This window comes from Methylobacterium sp. A49B, from assembly GCF_053346215.1.
Window position 1 is genome coordinate 223716 of record NZ_JBKFBO010000117.1, and the last position, 16654, is coordinate 240369.

Annotated in this window: 18 protein-coding genes; 16 read left to right on the forward strand and 2 right to left on the reverse strand. The window is 68.7% G+C overall.

The genetic code is table 11. The features are described 5' to 3' along the window. The first annotated feature begins 43 nt into the window (after positions 1–43). The 16 genes from ACLBX9_RS22310 (at position 44) to dprA (ending at position 15544) form a co-directional block, all read left to right on the forward strand. On the forward strand, positions 44–628 hold the full coding sequence (locus ACLBX9_RS22310) for an AprI/Inh family metalloprotease inhibitor (protein ID WP_010682078.1): 585 nt from the start codon (positions 44–46) through the stop codon (positions 626–628). Between the two features lie 107 nt (positions 629–735). After that, positions 736–2649 carry an ABC transporter ATP-binding protein gene (locus tag ACLBX9_RS22315; RefSeq protein WP_447720468.1) on the forward strand — a complete coding sequence of 638 codons (1914 nt, stop codon included), beginning with the start codon at positions 736–738 and terminating at the stop codon, positions 2647–2649. A 95-nt stretch (positions 2650–2744) separates the two neighbouring features. Beyond that, positions 2745–4139: an MATE family efflux transporter gene (locus ACLBX9_RS22320; RefSeq protein ID WP_447720469.1), complete on the forward strand. Its 1395-nt coding sequence runs from the start codon at positions 2745–2747 to the stop codon at positions 4137–4139. A gap of 283 nt (positions 4140–4422) precedes the next feature. Next, positions 4423–4992, forward strand: coding sequence for a ubiquinol-cytochrome c reductase iron-sulfur subunit (gene petA / locus ACLBX9_RS22325; RefSeq protein WP_010682075.1), 570 nt, complete (start codon positions 4423–4425; stop codon positions 4990–4992). A gap of 13 nt (positions 4993–5005) precedes the next feature. Then, complete coding sequence (locus ACLBX9_RS22330; protein ID WP_447720470.1) at positions 5006–6292, forward strand: cytochrome b; 1287 nt, start codon at positions 5006–5008, stop codon at positions 6290–6292. Between the two features lie 21 nt (positions 6293–6313). Then, entirely contained in the window at positions 6314–7213 is a 900-nt protein-coding gene (locus ACLBX9_RS22335) for a cytochrome c1 (RefSeq protein WP_432419910.1), read from the forward strand. Positions 7214–7507: 294 nt separating this feature from the next. Next, positions 7508–8383 carry an S-methyl-5'-thioadenosine phosphorylase gene (locus ACLBX9_RS22340; RefSeq protein ID WP_010682072.1) on the forward strand — a complete coding sequence of 292 codons (876 nt, stop codon included), beginning with the start codon at positions 7508–7510 and terminating at the stop codon, positions 8381–8383. Between the two features lie 82 nt (positions 8384–8465). Then, positions 8466–9053, forward strand: a complete 588-nt coding sequence (gene hisB, locus ACLBX9_RS22345) for an imidazoleglycerol-phosphate dehydratase HisB (protein WP_447720471.1) — start codon at positions 8466–8468, stop codon at positions 9051–9053. A 73-nt stretch (positions 9054–9126) separates the two neighbouring features. Continuing rightward, entirely contained in the window at positions 9127–9606 is a 480-nt protein-coding gene (locus ACLBX9_RS22350; RefSeq protein ID WP_447720631.1) for a DUF2628 domain-containing protein, read from the forward strand. Positions 9607–9625: 19 nt separating this feature from the next. Further along, positions 9626–10285 carry an imidazole glycerol phosphate synthase subunit HisH gene (hisH, locus tag ACLBX9_RS22355; RefSeq protein ID WP_010682069.1) on the forward strand — a complete coding sequence of 220 codons (660 nt, stop codon included), beginning with the start codon at positions 9626–9628 and terminating at the stop codon, positions 10283–10285. A gap of 37 nt (positions 10286–10322) precedes the next feature. Continuing rightward, positions 10323–11066, forward strand: a complete 744-nt coding sequence (hisA, locus tag ACLBX9_RS22360) for a 1-(5-phosphoribosyl)-5-[(5-phosphoribosylamino)methylideneamino]imidazole-4-carboxamide isomerase (protein WP_447720472.1) — start codon at positions 10323–10325, stop codon at positions 11064–11066. 40 nt (positions 11067–11106) lie between these two features. Beyond that, positions 11107–11577 (forward strand): DUF29 domain-containing protein, encoded by a 471-nt coding sequence (locus tag ACLBX9_RS22365; protein ID WP_447720473.1) that lies wholly within the window; start codon positions 11107–11109, stop codon positions 11575–11577. Between the two features lie 18 nt (positions 11578–11595). Further along, positions 11596–12399, forward strand: a complete 804-nt coding sequence (gene hisF / locus ACLBX9_RS22370; protein ID WP_447720474.1) for an imidazole glycerol phosphate synthase subunit HisF — start codon at positions 11596–11598, stop codon at positions 12397–12399. Further along, positions 12396–13700, forward strand: a complete 1305-nt coding sequence (locus ACLBX9_RS22375; RefSeq protein WP_447720475.1) for a dihydroorotase — start codon at positions 12396–12398, stop codon at positions 13698–13700. The genes hisF and ACLBX9_RS22375 overlap by 4 nt, the downstream gene beginning before the upstream one ends. Next, entirely contained in the window at positions 13700–14302 is a 603-nt protein-coding gene (gene plsY / locus ACLBX9_RS22380; protein ID WP_010682064.1) for a glycerol-3-phosphate 1-O-acyltransferase PlsY, read from the forward strand. The genes ACLBX9_RS22375 and plsY overlap by 1 nt, the downstream gene beginning before the upstream one ends. Positions 14303–14329: 27 nt before the next feature. Further along, complete coding sequence (gene dprA, locus ACLBX9_RS22385) at positions 14330–15544, forward strand: DNA-processing protein DprA (protein ID WP_447720476.1); 1215 nt, start codon at positions 14330–14332, stop codon at positions 15542–15544. On the opposite strand, the gene ruvX is transcribed toward dprA, so the two are convergent. Together ruvX and ACLBX9_RS22395 are read right to left on the reverse strand one after the other, a co-directional pair. Next, positions 15534–16034: a Holliday junction resolvase RuvX gene (ruvX, locus tag ACLBX9_RS22390; protein ID WP_010682062.1), complete on the reverse strand. Its 501-nt coding sequence runs from the start codon at positions 16032–16034 to the stop codon at positions 15534–15536. The two genes, dprA and ruvX, sit on opposite strands and share 11 nt — an antisense overlap. Further along, entirely contained in the window at positions 16031–16600 is a 570-nt protein-coding gene (locus tag ACLBX9_RS22395; RefSeq protein WP_447720632.1) for an SMI1/KNR4 family protein, read from the reverse strand. The genes ruvX and ACLBX9_RS22395 overlap by 4 nt, the downstream gene beginning before the upstream one ends. Positions 16601–16654: the final 54 nt, after the last annotated feature.

Below are 16654 nucleotides of genomic sequence, written 5' to 3' on the forward strand. Positions count from 1 at the left end.
CTGGCGCTTCAGCGCCCCGTTCAGCCCGACTCAAAGTGGACCGATGCTGCGCCCGAATCTGCCGACATTCGCCGTCCTCTGCCTGAGCGCCAGCCTCGGTGCCTGCGCGTCGAGCCGCCTGGACGGCCCGCGGACCCGCGCCCCGTCCCAGCAAGGATCCCTCGACGCGGTCACCGCGATCCCGTCGGGAACCGTGACCGCGGCGCCCCTGGCACCGCCGCCCGGTGCCGCGGCGAGCCCCGACGCGCCCCCGCCGCCCGGTGCGCAAGCCGCGCTGTCGCCCGCTGCGCCGACCGTGATCCCGGAGCCGGTCACCCCGCCGGCACCGCCCCCCCCGGTGGTGGCGAGCGGGCGGGCGTCCGTGGTCGGCTCCTGGGATGCGCGGGACGCCACCGGGGCGAACTGCAAGGTCACCCTGTCGAGTGCGCCCGCCCTCGATCTGTACAAGGCTACGGCTTCGGGGTGCGCCAACAAGGATCTGGCCCGGGTCTCGGCCTGGGATTTCCGGGACGGCGAAGTCTACCTCTATCAGCCCGGCGGCTCGGTGGCGGCGCGCCTCCGGCAGGGAGGCGCCGGCCTGGAGGGTGCGCTGACCAAGTCTGGCGCCGCGCTGGCCTTGAATCGCTGAGGCCTTCGGACAGGACACCGGAACTGCTGCCGCGACCACTCCGCACGGTTGGCACGCGGCAGCCCGCACTTACATGAAGGCTCCCGCAGCCTCACACCCCCGGCAGCATGTTCCTCGATTGGCTCGAGCGCCGAGTCGACCCGTTCGCGCCCTTCGACGAAACGCGAATGCCGCCGCGGTCGGTCCTCGGCTTCGCGTGGTTTTACCTGCGGCCGATCCGCGGCGTGCTGGCGCTGCTGTTCATCATTGCGGTGATCGCCGGCACGGTCGAGGCCTCCCTTTACCTCGTCATGCGCTGGTTCATCGATCTGCTCGGCACGGCGGATCGGGCAACAGTGCTCTCCGACCATGCGGCGGGGCTAACGCTCGCGATCCTTCTCATCGCCGTTGTGCGACCGGTCTCGATCTGGGCCCACGAGGTGCTCTCCAACCAGCTCGTGGTCCCACAATCCACTAACCAGATCCGCTGGCGTGCCCATCTCTACACGCTCGGCCACTCGCTCTCGTATTTTCAGGGCGACTTCTCCGGCAGACTCGCCAACCGCGTCGTGCAGGTGGGCCCGGCGGTCCGCGAACTCGCCGTCGTCTTCATCGACACGCTTCTCTACGTGGCGATCTACGCCGTCACCGCGGTCGGGCTGTTCGGCTCGATCTCGCCGTGGCTGGTCCTGCCGGTGCTGATATGGATTGCCGCCTACGCGGCTCTGACCACGTGGTTTGTGCCACGGGCGCGGTCGCGCTCCCACCGCACCGCCGACACCCGTTCGACGCTGATCGGCCGGATCGTCGACAGCTACACCAACATCCTCACCGTGAAGCTCTTCGCCCGCGACCGCGAGGAGCGGGCGGCGGTGCGGGATGCCGTTGAGGTCCACACGGCGGCCTATCTGCACCAGTTCCGCTTGGTGACCCTGACCACCAGCCTGCTCGGGCTCCTCAACAGCGCTCTCCTCATCGCAACCGGGACGGCCTGTCTGATCCTCTGGCGGAGCAATGGGATGACCACCGGCGAGGCGTCGGCGGGACTTGCGCTGGTCCTGCGCCTGATCGCCATGTCCGGCTGGGTGATGCAGACGGTCCGCGGCGTCTTCGAGAATGTCGGCGTGGTTCAGGAAAGCATGCAGACGATGGCGCGGCCCCACGCCCTCGTGGACGCGCCGGACGCGGGCGCATTGCGGGTCGCGGGGGGCGAGATCCGGTTCGAGAACGTCGGGTTCCATTACGGGCGCGGCGATGCCACCATCATCGAAGATTTCTCGCTGACGATCCGACCCGGCGAGAAGGTCGGGCTGGTGGGAGTGAGTGGTGCGGGCAAGTCCACCCTGGCGACACTTCTCCTGCGGCTCTACGACGTGGAGAGCGGCCGCATCCTGGTAGACGGCCAGGACATCGCCACGGTGACGCAGACATCTTTGCGCGAGGCCATCGCGATGGTCAGCCAGGACACGTCGCTCCTGCACCGCTCGATCCGGGATAACATCGCCTACGGGCGGCCTGACGCCGATCAGGCGGCGATCGAGCGCGCGGCCCGGTTGGCCCATGCCGACAGGTTCATCGCCGACTTGGTCGACCACAAGGGGCGGCGCGGCCACGACGCCCAGGTGGGTGAGCGCGGCGTGAAGCTCTCAGGCGGCCAGCGCCAGCGGATCGCCATCGCGCGGGTCATGCTCAAGGACGCGCCGATCCTGATCCTGGACGAGGCGACCTCCGCGCTCGATAGCCAGGTCGAGGCTGCAATCCAGGATTCCCTCGACACGCTGATGGCCGGCAAGACCGTGCTCGCCATCGCTCACCGCCTGTCGACCATCGCGGCCCTCGACAGGCTCGTGGTCATCGACCGCGGACGGATCGTCGAGGAGGGCACGCACGCAGAACTTGTCGCCCGCGGCGGCGTCTACGCCGGCCTCTGGGCGCGTCAGTCAGGCGGCTTTCTGGCCGATCGGGATCCGCCGAAAACGCCCGAGGGCTGGCTGACGCCGGATCGGCGGGCGCGACATGTTTCCGACGCCTTGCGCAGCTAGGCGATGGCGGCGCCGGCCCAGACGGGTCGCGGCGCCGAGGTCACCGCGTCATCGCGGCCGATCCGTTCAGATTTGAGACATCCCGAGAGCGTTCCATGCCGGCACTCGACCTCGCGGGCCTTCCCGCGCGGGAAGGGGCCCCGTTGCACCGTCCCTGGCTCCACGAATTGCGCGCGACACTGGCGCTATCGGGGCCGCTCGTGCTCATCAACCTCGCCCAGCACGGCCTGATCATGGCCGACGTCGTCCTGCTCGGTCGCCTCGGTGCCGAGGACCTTGCGGCGGCGACGCTGGCGCACGGGCTCTACTTCATCCTGTTCATCGGCGGCCTCGGCCTGACCGGGACGGTGGCACCGCTGACCGCTGCAGCGCTCGGGGGCGATCCAGGCGCGAGCCACGCCGCGCGGCGTACCCTTCGGGCTGGCCTCTGGGCCGCCACCCTGGTGTCCGCGCCCCTCATGGGGCTCCTCTGGTACACCGGCCCGCTGCTCGCCGCGATCGGAGAGCCGCCGGCCCTGGCCGAGGCGGCGGGCGCCTATATGCGCGTGTTGCAATGGGCGATGTGGCCGGCCCTGCTGTTCATGGCCGTGCGGGGCGCGCTCGCCGCCTTGGAACGGCCGGGCTGGGCGCTGGCCGCGAGCCTCGTTGCGCTTCCGGTGAACGTCACCCTCGGCCTGTGGCTCGCCTTTCCTGCGGGCCTCGGCCTTGGCATGGCGGGGATCGGCGCCGCCACGCTGTGCTCGTCGGTGTTCAGCCTCGCTCTTCTGGTCGCCGTAGTTCTGTGCAATCCACGACTCCGGCGCTATCGGCTCCTCCAGGGGCTCTGGCGTTTCGACGGCGCGCGGCTGGCCGCCGTCTTCCGGCTCGGCCTGCCGATGGTGGCGACCGGCCTGGCCGAGGCGGGCCTATTCGAGGCCGCCGCCCTCGGTATGGGCCTGTTCGGGGCGAGCCAGCTCGCCGCCCACGCAGTGGCGATCCAGATCGCGGCCGTGTGCTTTATGGTGCCCAACGGTGTCGCCCAGGCCGCAACCGTACGGGTCGGATTGGCCTTCGGGCGCCGGGACGGGAGCGGCGTACGACGGTCCGGCGCGGTCGCGCTGGGGCTCGCCTTCGTCTTCATGACGCTCTGCGCGTTCACCCAGCTCCTCGTTCCGGAACGGCTCACCGGCCTGTTTCTCGACCTGCGCGACCCCGTCAACGACGCCATCCTGCCGATCGCGGCCGCCTTCATCGGCTTCGCGGCGCTCTTCGCGGTGGCTGACGGCGTGCAGTCGGTGGCGCTTGGCATGCTGCGCGGTCTGCAGGACACCCGGGTCCCGATGTGGATCGCGATCGGGGGTTACTGGGGCCTCGGCGTGCCGCTCGGCGCCGCGCTGGCCTGGGGCGGCGGCTTCCAGGGCTACGGAATCTGGTTCGGCTTCTGCGCGGGGCTCTTCGCGGTGGCGAGCCTGCTGGTCCTGAGGTGGCACCGACTCACGGGCGCGACATGAGGCGGGCGCATCCCGGAACGGAAGCCGGGGTGGAAGAATCGAACCAGCCTCAGGCGGTCGCGGGAGTGCCCTGTCTACCGCACCGCAGTAACATACGGCCCCGCTTACTGCGCGAGATGCGCGCGCGATCTGGCCGTCGGCTTGACTCCGGGCGACGGGCGGTCGCATTGCACAGTTTAGAATTAAAGTGCTGTGGTTCGGCCGAGCCGACAAACCCGCACGTCAAGCGGCGCGCCTCCCTCGTCCGGCACGGTGAGGGCCCGCTCTCTGGAGGTTCGAGACCTTGGCGAACACATCAGCCGCCGCCCCCGCGACGCACGGGCATGACGGCAGCCGCCGTGATTTCCTTTTCCTCGCCACCGGTGCCGCGCTCGCCGTCGGAGCAGGCGCTGCCGCTTGGCCGCTGATCTCCTCCATGGCGCCCGACGCCGATACGATCGCGGCCGGCGCCCCGATCGAGGTCGACCTGGCGCCGATCCAGGACGGGCAGATCGTGAACGTCTTCTGGCGCGGCAAGCTGATCTTCGTCCGCAAGCTCACCGAGAAGGAGGTGGGCGACATGAAGGCGGTGCCACTCTCGGCGATGATCGATCCCGCCGCCTTCACGACGCGGGTCAAGAATGGCCACGACCAGTGGCTCATCGTCTACGGCAACTGCACGCATCTCGGCTGCGTGCCGATCGGCCACCAGGGCAATTTCGAGGGCTGGGCCTGCCCATGCCACGGCTCGCAATTCGACGCGGTGGGTCGCGTGCGCCACGGACCAGCGCCCATCAACCTGCCGATCCCGCCTTACGCCTTCCAGACGGATACGAAGATCCGGATCGGCGAAGGCGGCAAGGAAGCGGCTTGAGGAGGACGGAAGCATGAGCGGAACGGCCAGCACCTACGTCCCCAAGAGCCGCGTGGCCAAATGGTTCGAGGCGCGCCTGCCCATCGCTGGGCTGGTGCACTCGTCCTTCATTGCCTACCCGGTTCCGCGGAACCTCAACTACTTCTGGACCTTCGGGGCGATCCTCGCCGCATTCTTGGGGATCCAGATCATCACCGGCGTCTGGCTGGCGATGCACTATGAACCTTCGGCGACGGGCGCCTTCACGTCCGTCGAGAAGATCATGCGCGACGTGAATTACGGCTGGCTGTTGCGCTACGCGCACGCGAACGGCGCGTCGATGTTCTTCGTGGCCGTCTACGTTCATATGTTCAGGGCGCTCTACTACGGGTCGTACAAGGCCCCGCGCGAGGTGCTCTACATCCTCGGCGTCGTCATCTACCTGCTGATGATGGCCACCGCCTTCCTCGGCTACACGCTGCCCTGGGGCCAGATGAGCTTCTGGGGTGCCACAGTCATCACCAACATCCTGGCGGCGATCCCGGTGGTCGGCGACACGATCCAGACCCTGCTCTGGGGCGGTTACTCGGTGGGCAACCCGACGGTGAACCGCTTCTTCTCCCTGCACTACCTGCTGCCCTGGATGATCGCCGGCGTGGTCATCCTGCACGTCTGGGCGCTGCACGTGACGGGTCAGAACAATCCGGCCGGGATCCCGATCAAGTCGAGCAAGGATGCGGTGCCGTTCACGCCCTACGCCACCGTCAAGGACGTGTTCGCGACCTGCGTGTTCATGATCCTGTTCGCGTGGTTCCTGTTCTTCCAGCCGAACTTCCTCGGCCACGCGGACAACTACATCCAGGCGAATCCCGCCGTGACGCCCGCGCACATCGTTCCGGAATGGTACTTCCTGCCATTCTACGCGATCCTGCGCGCGGTCCCGAGCAAGCTCGGTGGCGTGATCCTGATGTTCTCGGCGGTGATCATCCTGGCCTTCGCGCCGTGGCTCGACACGTCGCGGATCCGCTCGTGCAACTACCGGCCGATCTACCGCCAGTTCTTATGGGTGTTCATCGGCGTCACGCTGCTGCTCGGCTGGCTGGGTTCGCAGCCTCCGGAGGGCGGCTACGTGATCGCATCGCAGGTCTGCACCGCCTACTACTTCGCCCACTTCCTGATCGTCATGCCGCTCTGCGGTCTGTTCGAGACACCGAAGAAGCTGCCGGGCTCGATCCTCGAGAGCGTGACCGGGCCAGGCAAGCAGGTGAGCGGATCCGGCATGCCAGCGGGTGCCGCCGCCGCTCCGACCACCAAGGGCTGACGGGCTGACGACAGGACCATGATGATGACCCGCGTCCTCTCGACCGCCGCCCTTGCGGCACTTCTGTTCGGCGCCGCGCCGGCCTCCGCCCAGGAGGGACATGGCGGGCCGATCCCGGCCCGCGTGAACTGGAGCTTCGCCGGCACGTTCGGCCGCTTCGACACCGCGCAGCTGCAGCGAGGCTTCCAAGTCTACAAGGAAGTCTGCTCAGCCTGCCACTCGATGAAGCTGGTCGCCTTCCGCAATCTGGCGCAGGAGGGCGGCCCGGACTTCACCGCCAGCCAAGTCAAAGCTCTCGCCGCGACCTATCAGGTCAAGGACGGGCCGAACGATGCGGGCGACATGTTCGATCGCCCGGGCCGCCCGGCCGACACCTTCCCGCCGCCCTTCCCGAACGATCAGGCGGCAGCCGCGGCCAATGGCGGCAAGGCGCCTCCGGACTTCTCGGTGATCGCCAAGGCGCGGACCTTCTCCCGCGGCTCGCTGTACTTCCTGACCGACTGGCTGCCCCTCATCGGCTATTCGGAGCAGGGGCCCGATTACATCCACGCGCTCCTCAACGGCTACGAAGAGGCGCCGAAGGACTTCACCGTCCCGGATGGCGGCCACTACAACAAATATTATCCCGGCCACATCATCGCGATGCCGCCGCCGATCACCGACGGGCAGGTCACCTACCCGAAGAACGATCAAGGCCAGCCGGTCGTGCCCGAGACCGTCGATCAGTACGGCAAGGACGTCGCGGCTTTCCTGATGTGGGCGGCCGAGCCGCACATGATGGACCGCAAGGCTCTGGGGTTCCGGGTGATCCTGTTCCTGATCATCCTGTCGGGGCTGCTGTACTACGTGAAGAAGAAGATCTGGGCCGATGTCGGCGGCGAGGTCCACGGCCTCCAGCCGGAGTTGCACAAGGCCTACTGAGATCTCACCTCGGATCGACGAAGCTGGTTGGGCCTCCCTTGCGGAGGCCCATCTTTTTTGAGCTGGATCCCCATGTTAACCCGTCATTTCCGCGATGATCGGCTCGGGGAACACGAGCCGATCCACCCCCAAACCTGGTCCTGAGCGTCGGCGCAGCGGCCTCAAGTGGGCTCCAATTACCGCGGAACCTGGAGGTTTCCTTCGAGGCCTCCGCTTCGCCCCGGCACCTCAGGACGAGGTCACGGGTAGGACTAGCGGCTCTTCGAAGCGCCGCGCCACGACAGGGATACCTTCATGACGGCAGCGGTACTCGGCGTGATGGGCGGCTCCGGCGTCTACGAGCTGCCGGGTCTCGAGGATGTCTGTGAGGAGCGCGTGGCTTCTCCCTGGGGCGAGCCCTCGGACGCCCTGCGGATCGGGCGGATCGGCGACACGAAAGTCGTATTTCTGGCCCGGCACGGGCGCGGCCACCGGCTCTCGCCATCGGGTATCAACTACCGCGCCAACATCGATGCCCTGAAGCGGGCAGGGGTCACCGATCTCGTCGCTCTCTCGGCCTGCGGTTCGTTCCGCGAGGAGCTGCCGCCGGGCCTGTTCGTCCTCGTCGACCAGTTCGTCGACCGCACCTACGGGCGTGCCTCCTCATTCTTCGGCGACGGCTGTGTCGCCCATGTCTCCCTCGCGCACCCGGTGGGTCCCGGTCTTCAGGCGCGGATCGCCCAGGCGGCTAAGGCCGAGCAGATCGCAGTGCACCGCGGCGGTACCTATGTCTGCATGGAGGGCCCGCAATTCTCCTCGCTGGCAGAATCCCGCGCCTACAAGGCACAGGGCTTCGACGTGATCGGCATGACCAACATGCCGGAGGCCAAGCTCGCCCGCGAGGCGGAGATCACCTACGCGACCATCGCGATGGTGACCGACTACGATTGCTGGCATCCCGGCCACGACGCCGTGGACGTGGCCTCCGTGATCGCGGTCGCCCGCGCCAATGCCGACAAGGCCGCGCGCGTGGTGGCACGGCTGGCGCGCGACTTTCCAGGCGAGCGCGAACCCTGTCCGGCGGGTTCCCACCGGGCGCTTGAGGGCGCGATCATGACGGCGCCTTCCGTGCGGGATCCGGCGCTGCTCGCGAAGCTCGACGCCGTGGCGGGACGGGTGCTGGCCGGCTAGGGAACGCCCTTTCCATTCCGAAGAGAGTCCCTCTAGAAGGCGGGGCGGCCACAATCGCCCCTGAGACGAAGTTCAGACCAAGATGCGCAGCGCCACCATCAGCCGGAAGACCGCGGAAACCGACATCGCGGTCTCCGTGGCTCTCGACGGGACCGGCCAATCGACGATAGCCACGGGAATCGGCTTCCTCGATCACATGCTGGATCTCCTGGCGCGGCACGCCCTCTTCGATCTCGACGTGAAGGTCGACGGCGACCTACACATCGACCAGCATCACTCGGCCGAGGATTGCGGCATCGCGCTCGGACAGGCCTTCGCCAAGGCACTCGGCGACAAGCGTGGCGTCACCCGCTACGCCGACATTCACCTGCCGATGGACGAGGCGCTCACCCGCGTCTGCGTCGATATCTCAGGTCGTCCTTTCCTGGTGTTCCGCACCGCCTTTCGGGTTGAGAAGATCGGAAATTTCGACACCGAGCTGGTGCGCGAGTGGTTCCAGGCCTTCGCGATGAATGCCGGGCTGACCTTGCACGTCGAGACGCTCTACGGGGACAACGCCCACCATATCGCGGAAAGCTGCTTCAAGGGACTGGCCCGGGCCTTGCGGAAGGCCGTGGCGATCGATCCGCGGGAGGAGGGGCGCGTTCCCTCCACCAAGGGCTCCCTGTAGACTTGTTGTCGTCGGGCGTCCGGATCGGCCACACGGCCCTCGCGGCGCACGCTGTCGGAGTTTCGCGATGCGGATGCGCAGCTACACGCTCCACCTGCCGGATGAGGCACGGCCGGGCGAGTCGATCGGCCTCGACCGCGCCAAGCTGGTGCAGGACGGCTTCTCGTGGTCGGCCTTCGCCTTCACCGTTGTGTGGTTCCTATTCCATCGCCTCTGGATCGCGGCACTGATCGTGTTGATCGGGCTCGTGGCGCTGGCGGGGCTGGGAATCTTCCTGGACCTGTCCACCGGCGCCGGCGTGTTCGTCACGGTCCTCGCAGCGTGGCTGATCGGACTCGAAGCATCGAGCCTTCGGCGCTGGACGCTGGCCCGGCGCGGGTGGCCGGCGCGCGATGCCGTAGTCGCATCGTCGCCCGAGGAGGCGGAGGCTCGGGCGCTGCAGCGCTGGATCGGAGCGAGCCCGACCGCACCCCGTGCCCCGTTCCCGAGCGGACCCAGCCGGCGCACGGACCCAGTCATCGGTCTGTTCCCTGCGCAGGAAGGCGCCCGGTGAGTCAGTGCGCGAGACGAGCATGAGCACTGAGATCGTCGCGATCATCGATTACGGGTCGGGAAACCTTCATTCCGCCGCCAAGGCCTTCGAGCGCGCCGCCCGCGAGAGCGGCCGCAACGCGCGGATCTGCCTGACGTCGGAGCCGGACGTGGTGGCTTCGGCCGACCGCGTCGTCCTGCCGGGCGTCGGCGCTTACGCGGATTGCCGTCGCGGGCTCGACGCGGTGCCCGGCATGGTCGAGGCGATGACGCATGCCGCCCATGAGGCCGGCCGCCCCTTCCTGGGGATCTGCGTCGGCATGCAGCTCCTCGCGACCCGCGGCCTCGAATACACCACGACCCCGGGCCTCGGCTGGATCCCGGGCGATGTCGGCCCGATCCGCCCGGCGGATCCGACGCTCAAGGTCCCGCATATGGGTTGGAACACCCTGCGGGCTGAACGCGACCACGCCCTCCTTACCGGGATCCCGACCGGCGCAGACGGCCTCCACGCCTACTTCGTACATAGCTACGCGCTCACACCCGAGCGCCCGGACGACGTGGTCGCCCGCGCAGAGTATGGCGGGCCGGTTACCGCCATGGTCGCGCGCGACAACGTCGCCGGCACGCAATTCCATCCCGAGAAGAGTCAGCGGCTGGGCCTCGCCCTCATCGCCAATTTTCTCAACTGGCGCCCGTGAGCGCAGTGCGGCCCCGACAAGAAGGACAGACGCGCCCGTGATCCTGTACCCGGCGATCGACCTGAAGGAGGGACGCTGCGTCCGCCTCATCCAGGGGGACATGGCGCAGGCCAAGGTCTTCGGCGACGATCCGGCGGCGCAGGCCGCGATCTTCGAGGCGCAGGGCTTCTCCTGGCTTCATGTGGTCGATCTCGACGGCGCCTTCGCGGGCGCGCCGCGCAACGCCGAGGCGGTGGACGCGATCCTCGCGCGCGTCACGGTCCCGGTGCAGCTCGGCGGCGGCATCCGCGAGATGAAGACTCTCGAGGGCTGGCTCGCGAAGGGTGTGGCACGGGTGATCATCGGCACCGCGGCGGTGCGCGACCCGGGCTTCGTCCGGGAAGCCGCACGCAAGCATCCGGGCAAGATCGCCGTCGGCATCGACGCGAAAGACGGCCGCGTCGCCGTCGAGGGCTGGGCACAGACGTCCAGCATGACGGCGGAGGAGCTGGGCCGCCGATTTGAGGACGCGGGTGTGGCGGCGATCGTCTACACCGACATCGCCCGTGACGGGATCCTCAAGGGCCTGAACGTCGAGATGACCTTGGCGCTGGCGCAGGCCGTACGCATCCCGGTGATCGCCTCCGGCGGCCTCGCGTCGATCGACGACGTGCACCGCCTGCTGCAGCCGGATTGCGCTCTTATCGCCGGCGCGATCACGGGACGAGCGCTCTATGACGGCCGCATCGATCCGGCCGCGGCACTGGCGGCGATCGCTGCGGCGCGCGGCCCTGCTTCGTGATAGACCGTCTGTGACGGAGGCGCCGAAGTGGGAGGCTTCGATGACGGCGTTGAAGACCCGGCCCGCATCGGCAGAAACGGCCTACACGAACGATTTCCATATCTGGACGCAGGAGCGGAGCGCGGGCCTGCGGTCGGTCGACCTCTCCGGCCTGGATCGCGGGAGCTTGGCTGGTGAGATCGAGAGCTTGTTCAGGAGCCGGTTCGCCAGCGTGGTGAGCGCCTTGCGCGTCGTGCTGGTCCATATGCTGAAGTTCGACTTTCGACCCGTAAAGCGGGCGCGAAGCTGGGCCATACCAATCGCGACCCATCGCGTCCTTATCGCGAAGGAACTTGCTGAGAGCCCAGGATTGAAGGGGCGCCTCGCCGAAGCCGTGGCGAAGGCGTACCGGGTCGCCCGCCTCGAGGCAGCCAGGGAAACGGGCTTCCTGGTGAAGCGCTTCCCAGCGGCCTGCCCATACACCTATCAGGACATCTTGGATCGCCCTATCGCGATCGATCCCGAAGCCTGACCGAACCCCCGGGACGCCGTGCTCAAGACCCGCATCATTCCCTGCCTCGACGTGAAGGACGGGCGCGTCGTGAAGGGCGTCCGCTTCGAGGGCCTGCGCGATGCCGGCGATCCCGTCGAGGCCGCCAAGGTCTACGACGCGGCCGGCGCCGACGAGTTGTGCTTCCTCGACATCACGGCGAGCCGGGAGGCCCGCGGCACGCTGCTCGACATCGTCAGCCGCACCGCCGAGGCCTGCTTCATGCCGCTCACCGTGGGCGGCGGCGTCCGAACCGTCGAGGACGTGCGCGCCCTGCTGCTCGCCGGCGCCGACAAGGTCGCGATCAACACCGCCGCCGTGAAGGATCCGGATCTCGTGGCGCGGGCCGCGGAAAAATTCGGCGCTCAATGCATCGTCGTGGCGATAGACGCCAAGCGCGTGTCGCCGCCCGGAGCGCCCGCCGCCTGGGAAATCTTCACCCACGGCGGCCGCGATCCCACCGGAATCGACGCCGTGGCCTTCGCGCGGCTGGTTGCCAGTAAGGGGGCCGGCGAGTTGCTGGTCACCTCCATGGACAAGGACGGGACCCGCTCCGGCTACGACCTCGCCTTGACGCGGGCGATCAGCGATGCCGTGACGGTGCCGGTGATCGCGTCCGGCGGTGTCGGCGGCCTCGACGACCTCGTGGCCGGCGTGGCCGAGGGCGGGGCGAGCGCCGTCCTGGCAGCCTCCATCTTCCATTTCGGGCAGGCGAGCGTCGCCGAGGCGAAGGCGCACATGGCGGCCGCCGGTCTCGCTATACGCCTCGACGGTCCGGCTTCTTCGGCGAGGGCGCCTCAGTGAGCAGCTATCTTCTGGCGAACGCAAACCTCCTCGATCCCGAGACCGGCCGCCAGACCGCCGGCGCGATTCTCGTGAAAGACGGCCGCATTGCCGACATCGCCGCCGGACATGCTCCAGGCGCCCCGGCAGAGGCGGCGCGAATCGATTGTGCCGGGCATGTGCTGACGCCCGGTCTGATCGATATGCGGGCCTTCGTCGGCGAGCCGGGCGCCGAACACCGCGAGACCCTGGCCTCAGCGAGTGCCGCCGCAGCCGCGGGGGGCGTCACCACCCTGGTGTGCATGCCCGACACGAACCCGGTGATCGACGGACCAGCGATCGTCGACTTCGTGCTTCGGCGCGCCCGCGACACGGCGAGCGTCAACGTCCTGCCCGCCGCCGCCATCACCAAGGGTCTGGCCGGCCGGGAGATGACCGAGTTTGGGTTGCTCAAGGAAGCCGGCGCGGTCGCCTTCACCGACGGGTTGCGGGCCGTGGCGAACGCGCAAGTTTTGCGTCGCGCGCTGACCTACGCTCGGGATTTCGATGCGCTGGTGATGCAGCACGTCGAGGACGCAGAGCTCGTCGCCGAAGGCGTGATGAACGAGGGCGAACTCGCCTCGCGTCTCGGCTTGATGGGGATCCCCCGCGAGGCCGAGACCGTGATGCTTGAACGGGACATCCGCCTCGTTCGGCTGACAGGTGCCCGCTACCACGCGGCGATGATCTCCTGCGCTGATTCTGTCGAGATCGTCCGCCGGGCCAAGGAGGACGGCCTGCCCGTGACCTGCGGCGTCTCGGTCAACAATCTCGTCCTCAACGAGAACGACATCGGCCATTACCGCACGTTCTGCCGGCTCTCGCCGCCCCTGCGCGACGAGGCCGACCGACAGGCCGTGGTGCGCGCACTGGGCGAGGGCGTGATCGACGTCGTCGTCTCCGATCACAATCCGCAGGATGTTGAAACCAAGCGCCTGCCCTTCGCGGAAGCGGCGGATGGCGCCCTGGGAATCGAGACCCTGCTCGGCGCCGCCCTGCGCCTCGTCCATACCGGCGATCTCGCCCTGCCCAAACTGATCGCGGCGCTGACCGTCAATCCGGGCCGCATCCTCGGTCGGAGCGCCGGGCGCCTCGTGGTCGGCGCCCCCGCCGACCTCATCCTGATCGATCCCGATCTGCCCTACGTGCTGGACAAGCACCGGCTGAAGTCACGGTCAAAGAACTCGCCCTTCGACGAGGCGCGCCTGCAGGGGGCGGCCGCGTTAACGTTGGTCGGCGGCCGGATCGTTCACGCAACCGAAGACTATCCGGTGGCCGCCTGATGCCACCTGATCTCGTGACCCCGGCCGCGCTGGGCGGCCTCCTCCTCGGATACGCCCTGGGCTCGATCCCATTCGGGTTGATCCTGACGCGGTTCGCCGGGCTCGGTGATGTGCGGGCGATCGGCTCGGGCAACATTGGCGCCACCAACGTACTCCGGACAGGGCGGAAGGGCTTGGCCGCTGCAACCCTGCTGGGCGACGCCCTCAAGGGGACCGCCGCAGTGCTGATCGCCCGGAATCTGGGCGAGGGCCCGGCGCTCGCCGCTGGTCTGGGAGCGTTCTTGGGCCACCTCTTCCCGATCTGGCTCGGATTCAAGGGCGGCAAGGGCGTTGCGACGTTTATCGGTGTCCTCCTCGCCTTCAGCCCGCCCGCGCTGGGCATCTTCGCCGCGATCTGGCTCGGCCTCGCCTTCGCTCTCAAGTATTCGTCGCTCGCGGCGTTGGCGGCGTCCGCGGTGACACCCGTGATCTTGTGGGCGGTCGGCGCGCCGGCCCAAGCTTTGCTGTTTCTCATCTTGGGCATGCTGCTATGGTGGAAGCACGCGCCCAACATTCGCCGACTCGCGGCCGGCACGGAGGGGCGCATCGGCCAGAAAGGCTGAGCGCGCGACGCGCACCGTGGGGGATGAATGCAGCTCACCGATGCGCAGCGGATCGAATGGCTGCGTCTGATTCGGACCGAGGGTGTCGGCCCCCGCACCTTCCGCGCCCTCGTCAATCGATTCGGCGGCGCCTCCACGGCCCTCGACGCGCTTCCGGACCTCACCCGCCGCCAGGGCCGGCGCATCGCGCCACCGAGCCGGACACAGGCCGAGGACGAGATCGCGGCCCTTGGCCGCCTGGGTGGCCGGTTCATCGCCACCGGCGAGGCGGATTATCCCCGGCTGCTCCAGCGCACCGACGCCGCCCCTCCGCTCCTGGCGCTCCGCGGCGCGCCGATTCTGAGCCAGCCCGCCGTCGCATTGGTCGGCTCGCGTAACGCCTCGACCGCCGGGCTTGCCTTCACGGAGCGCCTGAGCCGCGGACTCGGCGAGGCCGGCCTCGTCGTCGTCTCGAGCCTCGCCCGGGGCATCGACGTGCGGGCCCACAGGGCGAGCCTGCAGACCGGGACCGTCGCGGTGATGGCCGGCGGCCAGGACCGGATCTACCCGGCGAGCCATGCGACGCTGGTCGAGGCGATCCTGGCGGAGGGCGGCGCGGTGCTCGCTGAAATGCCGATGGGATGGGAACCGCGCGGACGCGACTTTCCCCGGCGCAACCGCATCATCTCGGGCCTCGCCTACGGCACCGTCGTCGTCGAGGCAGCGCGGCGCTCCGGCTCGCTCATCACGGCACGGTTTGCCCTGGAGCAGAACCGCGAGGTCTTCGCGGTGCCGGGTTCGCCGCTCGATCCCCGGGCAGAGGGTACCAACGACCTGATCCGACACGGCGCCACCCTCGTTTCGGACGTGTCCCACGTCCTGGACGTCCTCGGCCCGATCATCGAGGGCGGCCCGGATGCAGAGGTGGCGCCCGCCCGCGGCGGCCCGGATCTCGCAGAGCAGCCGGACTTCTGGGACGAGATCGACCTCGACGCCTACGCCGCGGCCCCATGCAACCTGCCGGACCTCTTCAGTCGAGGCCCGACCGGCGTATACGACGAGCCTGAGGACGATCCGTCCGAACCCTTCTATCCCCGCGCGCGGATCGTCGCTCTCTTGAGCCCCAGCCCAGTCGGCACCGACGACTTGGCACGGAGCGCGGGGGTCGGGGCGAGGGTGGTGCAGACCGTCCTGCTGGAGCTGGAACTGGACGGCCGGATCGAACGCCACGCCAGTGGCACGGTCTCGCTCGTCAGCCGCTGATTGGATCCTCCGCAGCATCTGCGTCGGCGAGGTTGCGCATCACGTCGAGACAGCCTTGAAGTATGTAGGCGGCGGCGAGCTTGTCGACCAACTCGCCGCGGCGGGCTCGCGAGGCGTCGGCCTCGATCAGCGCCCGGGTGACCACGGCGGTCGACAGGCGTTCGTCGAAGAAGACGTGGGGCAGCGGCAGGATCGGGGCGAGGTTGCGCATGAAGGCGCGGGTCGATTGCACCCGGGGCCCCTCGCTGCCATCCATGTTCAGCGGCAGGCCGACGACGAGGCCGCCCACGGCGTGCTGCCGGCACAGGGCGGCGAGCCGCTGCGCGTCCGGTGTGAACTTCACCCGTCGGATCGTCTCCAGCGGCGTCGCGATCTGGCGGCCCAGGTCGGACAGGGCGAGCCCGATCGTCTTGGTGCCGAGGTCGATGCCGATCAGCCGTGCCCCGCCCTGAGATGCGGCCGCGAACGCACGGATCGCGTCGTGGTTCATGGTGCCGCCTGCGCGCTTCGGGCCAGGGTCGCTTCGGAGAAGCCCTCGAACCGGGCAGGGAGCGGTTCCTGGCCGGGTTCGAGGACCAGGGCAGCCGCCGGGCCGATGACCCGCGCGAAGAAGTCAAAAAGGCTCTCGCCGCCGAACAGGACCGTCACGAGGTCGGGCGCGAGCAGCCAGATGTCGTACTCCTCGCCACCGCCCGACACATCCCAAAACAGGAAGCTGCCATCGTCGCCCGCGGCGAAGAAGCAAGCGCGCTCGACCACGCTCGGATCGTCGCCCTCGACATCGAAGCGGTGAGGCTCCGACCCGTCCTCCAGCATCTGCACGGCGGCGCCAACGCTGTGGGCAATGAGACCGGCTTGGCTCAGCAGATCGCTGGCCTCGAACGGAACCGGGACGGCGATCCTGAACCGTTCGGCCGCCAAGCCGACGCCGCAGGTTCGACAGAAGGCCCGATAGGAGGCCGGCAGCGCGAAGCCCAACTCCGCCGCCGCGCGGTCGAGGGCTGCGGCGTCGGCCGTCAGACCCGGCGTCAGACTGAGAAACAGCCGCTCCCACATCGCTTCCGCCCCGCCATCCACAGCCTTAACCCTCTCCGTAGATCACCCCGGCTG

Bases quoted from the DNA above. Each gene is read 5' to 3' on its own strand.
- ACLBX9_RS22350 (WP_447720631.1), top strand. From the start codon at position 9,127: ATGCGCAGCTACACGCTCCACCTGCCGGATGAGGCACGGCCGGGCGAG.
- plsY (WP_010682064.1), top strand. From the start codon at position 13,700: ATGCCACCTGATCTCGTGACCCCGGCCGCGCTGGGCGGCCTCCTCCTC.
- hisH (WP_010682069.1), top strand. From the start codon at position 9,626: ATGAGCACTGAGATCGTCGCGATCATCGATTACGGGTCGGGAAACCTT.
- ACLBX9_RS22320 (WP_447720469.1), top strand. From the start codon at position 2,745: ATGCCGGCACTCGACCTCGCGGGCCTTCCCGCGCGGGAAGGGGCCCCG.
- ACLBX9_RS22340 (WP_010682072.1), top strand. From the start codon at position 7,508: ATGACGGCAGCGGTACTCGGCGTGATGGGCGGCTCCGGCGTCTACGAG.
- ACLBX9_RS22315 (WP_447720468.1), top strand. From the start codon at position 736: ATGTTCCTCGATTGGCTCGAGCGCCGAGTCGACCCGTTCGCGCCCTTC.
- ruvX (WP_010682062.1), bottom strand. From the start codon at position 16,034: ATGAACCACGACGCGATCCGTGCGTTCGCGGCCGCATCTCAGGGCGGG.
- hisB (WP_447720471.1), top strand. From the start codon at position 8,466: ATGCGCAGCGCCACCATCAGCCGGAAGACCGCGGAAACCGACATCGCG.
- ACLBX9_RS22365 (WP_447720473.1), top strand. From the start codon at position 11,107: ATGACGGCGTTGAAGACCCGGCCCGCATCGGCAGAAACGGCCTACACG.
- ACLBX9_RS22395 (WP_447720632.1), bottom strand. From the start codon at position 16,600: ATGTGGGAGCGGCTGTTTCTCAGTCTGACGCCGGGTCTGACGGCCGAC.
- ACLBX9_RS22310 (WP_010682078.1), top strand. From the start codon at position 44: ATGCTGCGCCCGAATCTGCCGACATTCGCCGTCCTCTGCCTGAGCGCC.
- ACLBX9_RS22335 (WP_432419910.1), top strand. From the start codon at position 6,314: ATGATGACCCGCGTCCTCTCGACCGCCGCCCTTGCGGCACTTCTGTTC.
- dprA (WP_447720476.1), top strand. From the start codon at position 14,330: ATGCAGCTCACCGATGCGCAGCGGATCGAATGGCTGCGTCTGATTCGG.
- ACLBX9_RS22330 (WP_447720470.1), top strand. From the start codon at position 5,006: ATGAGCGGAACGGCCAGCACCTACGTCCCCAAGAGCCGCGTGGCCAAA.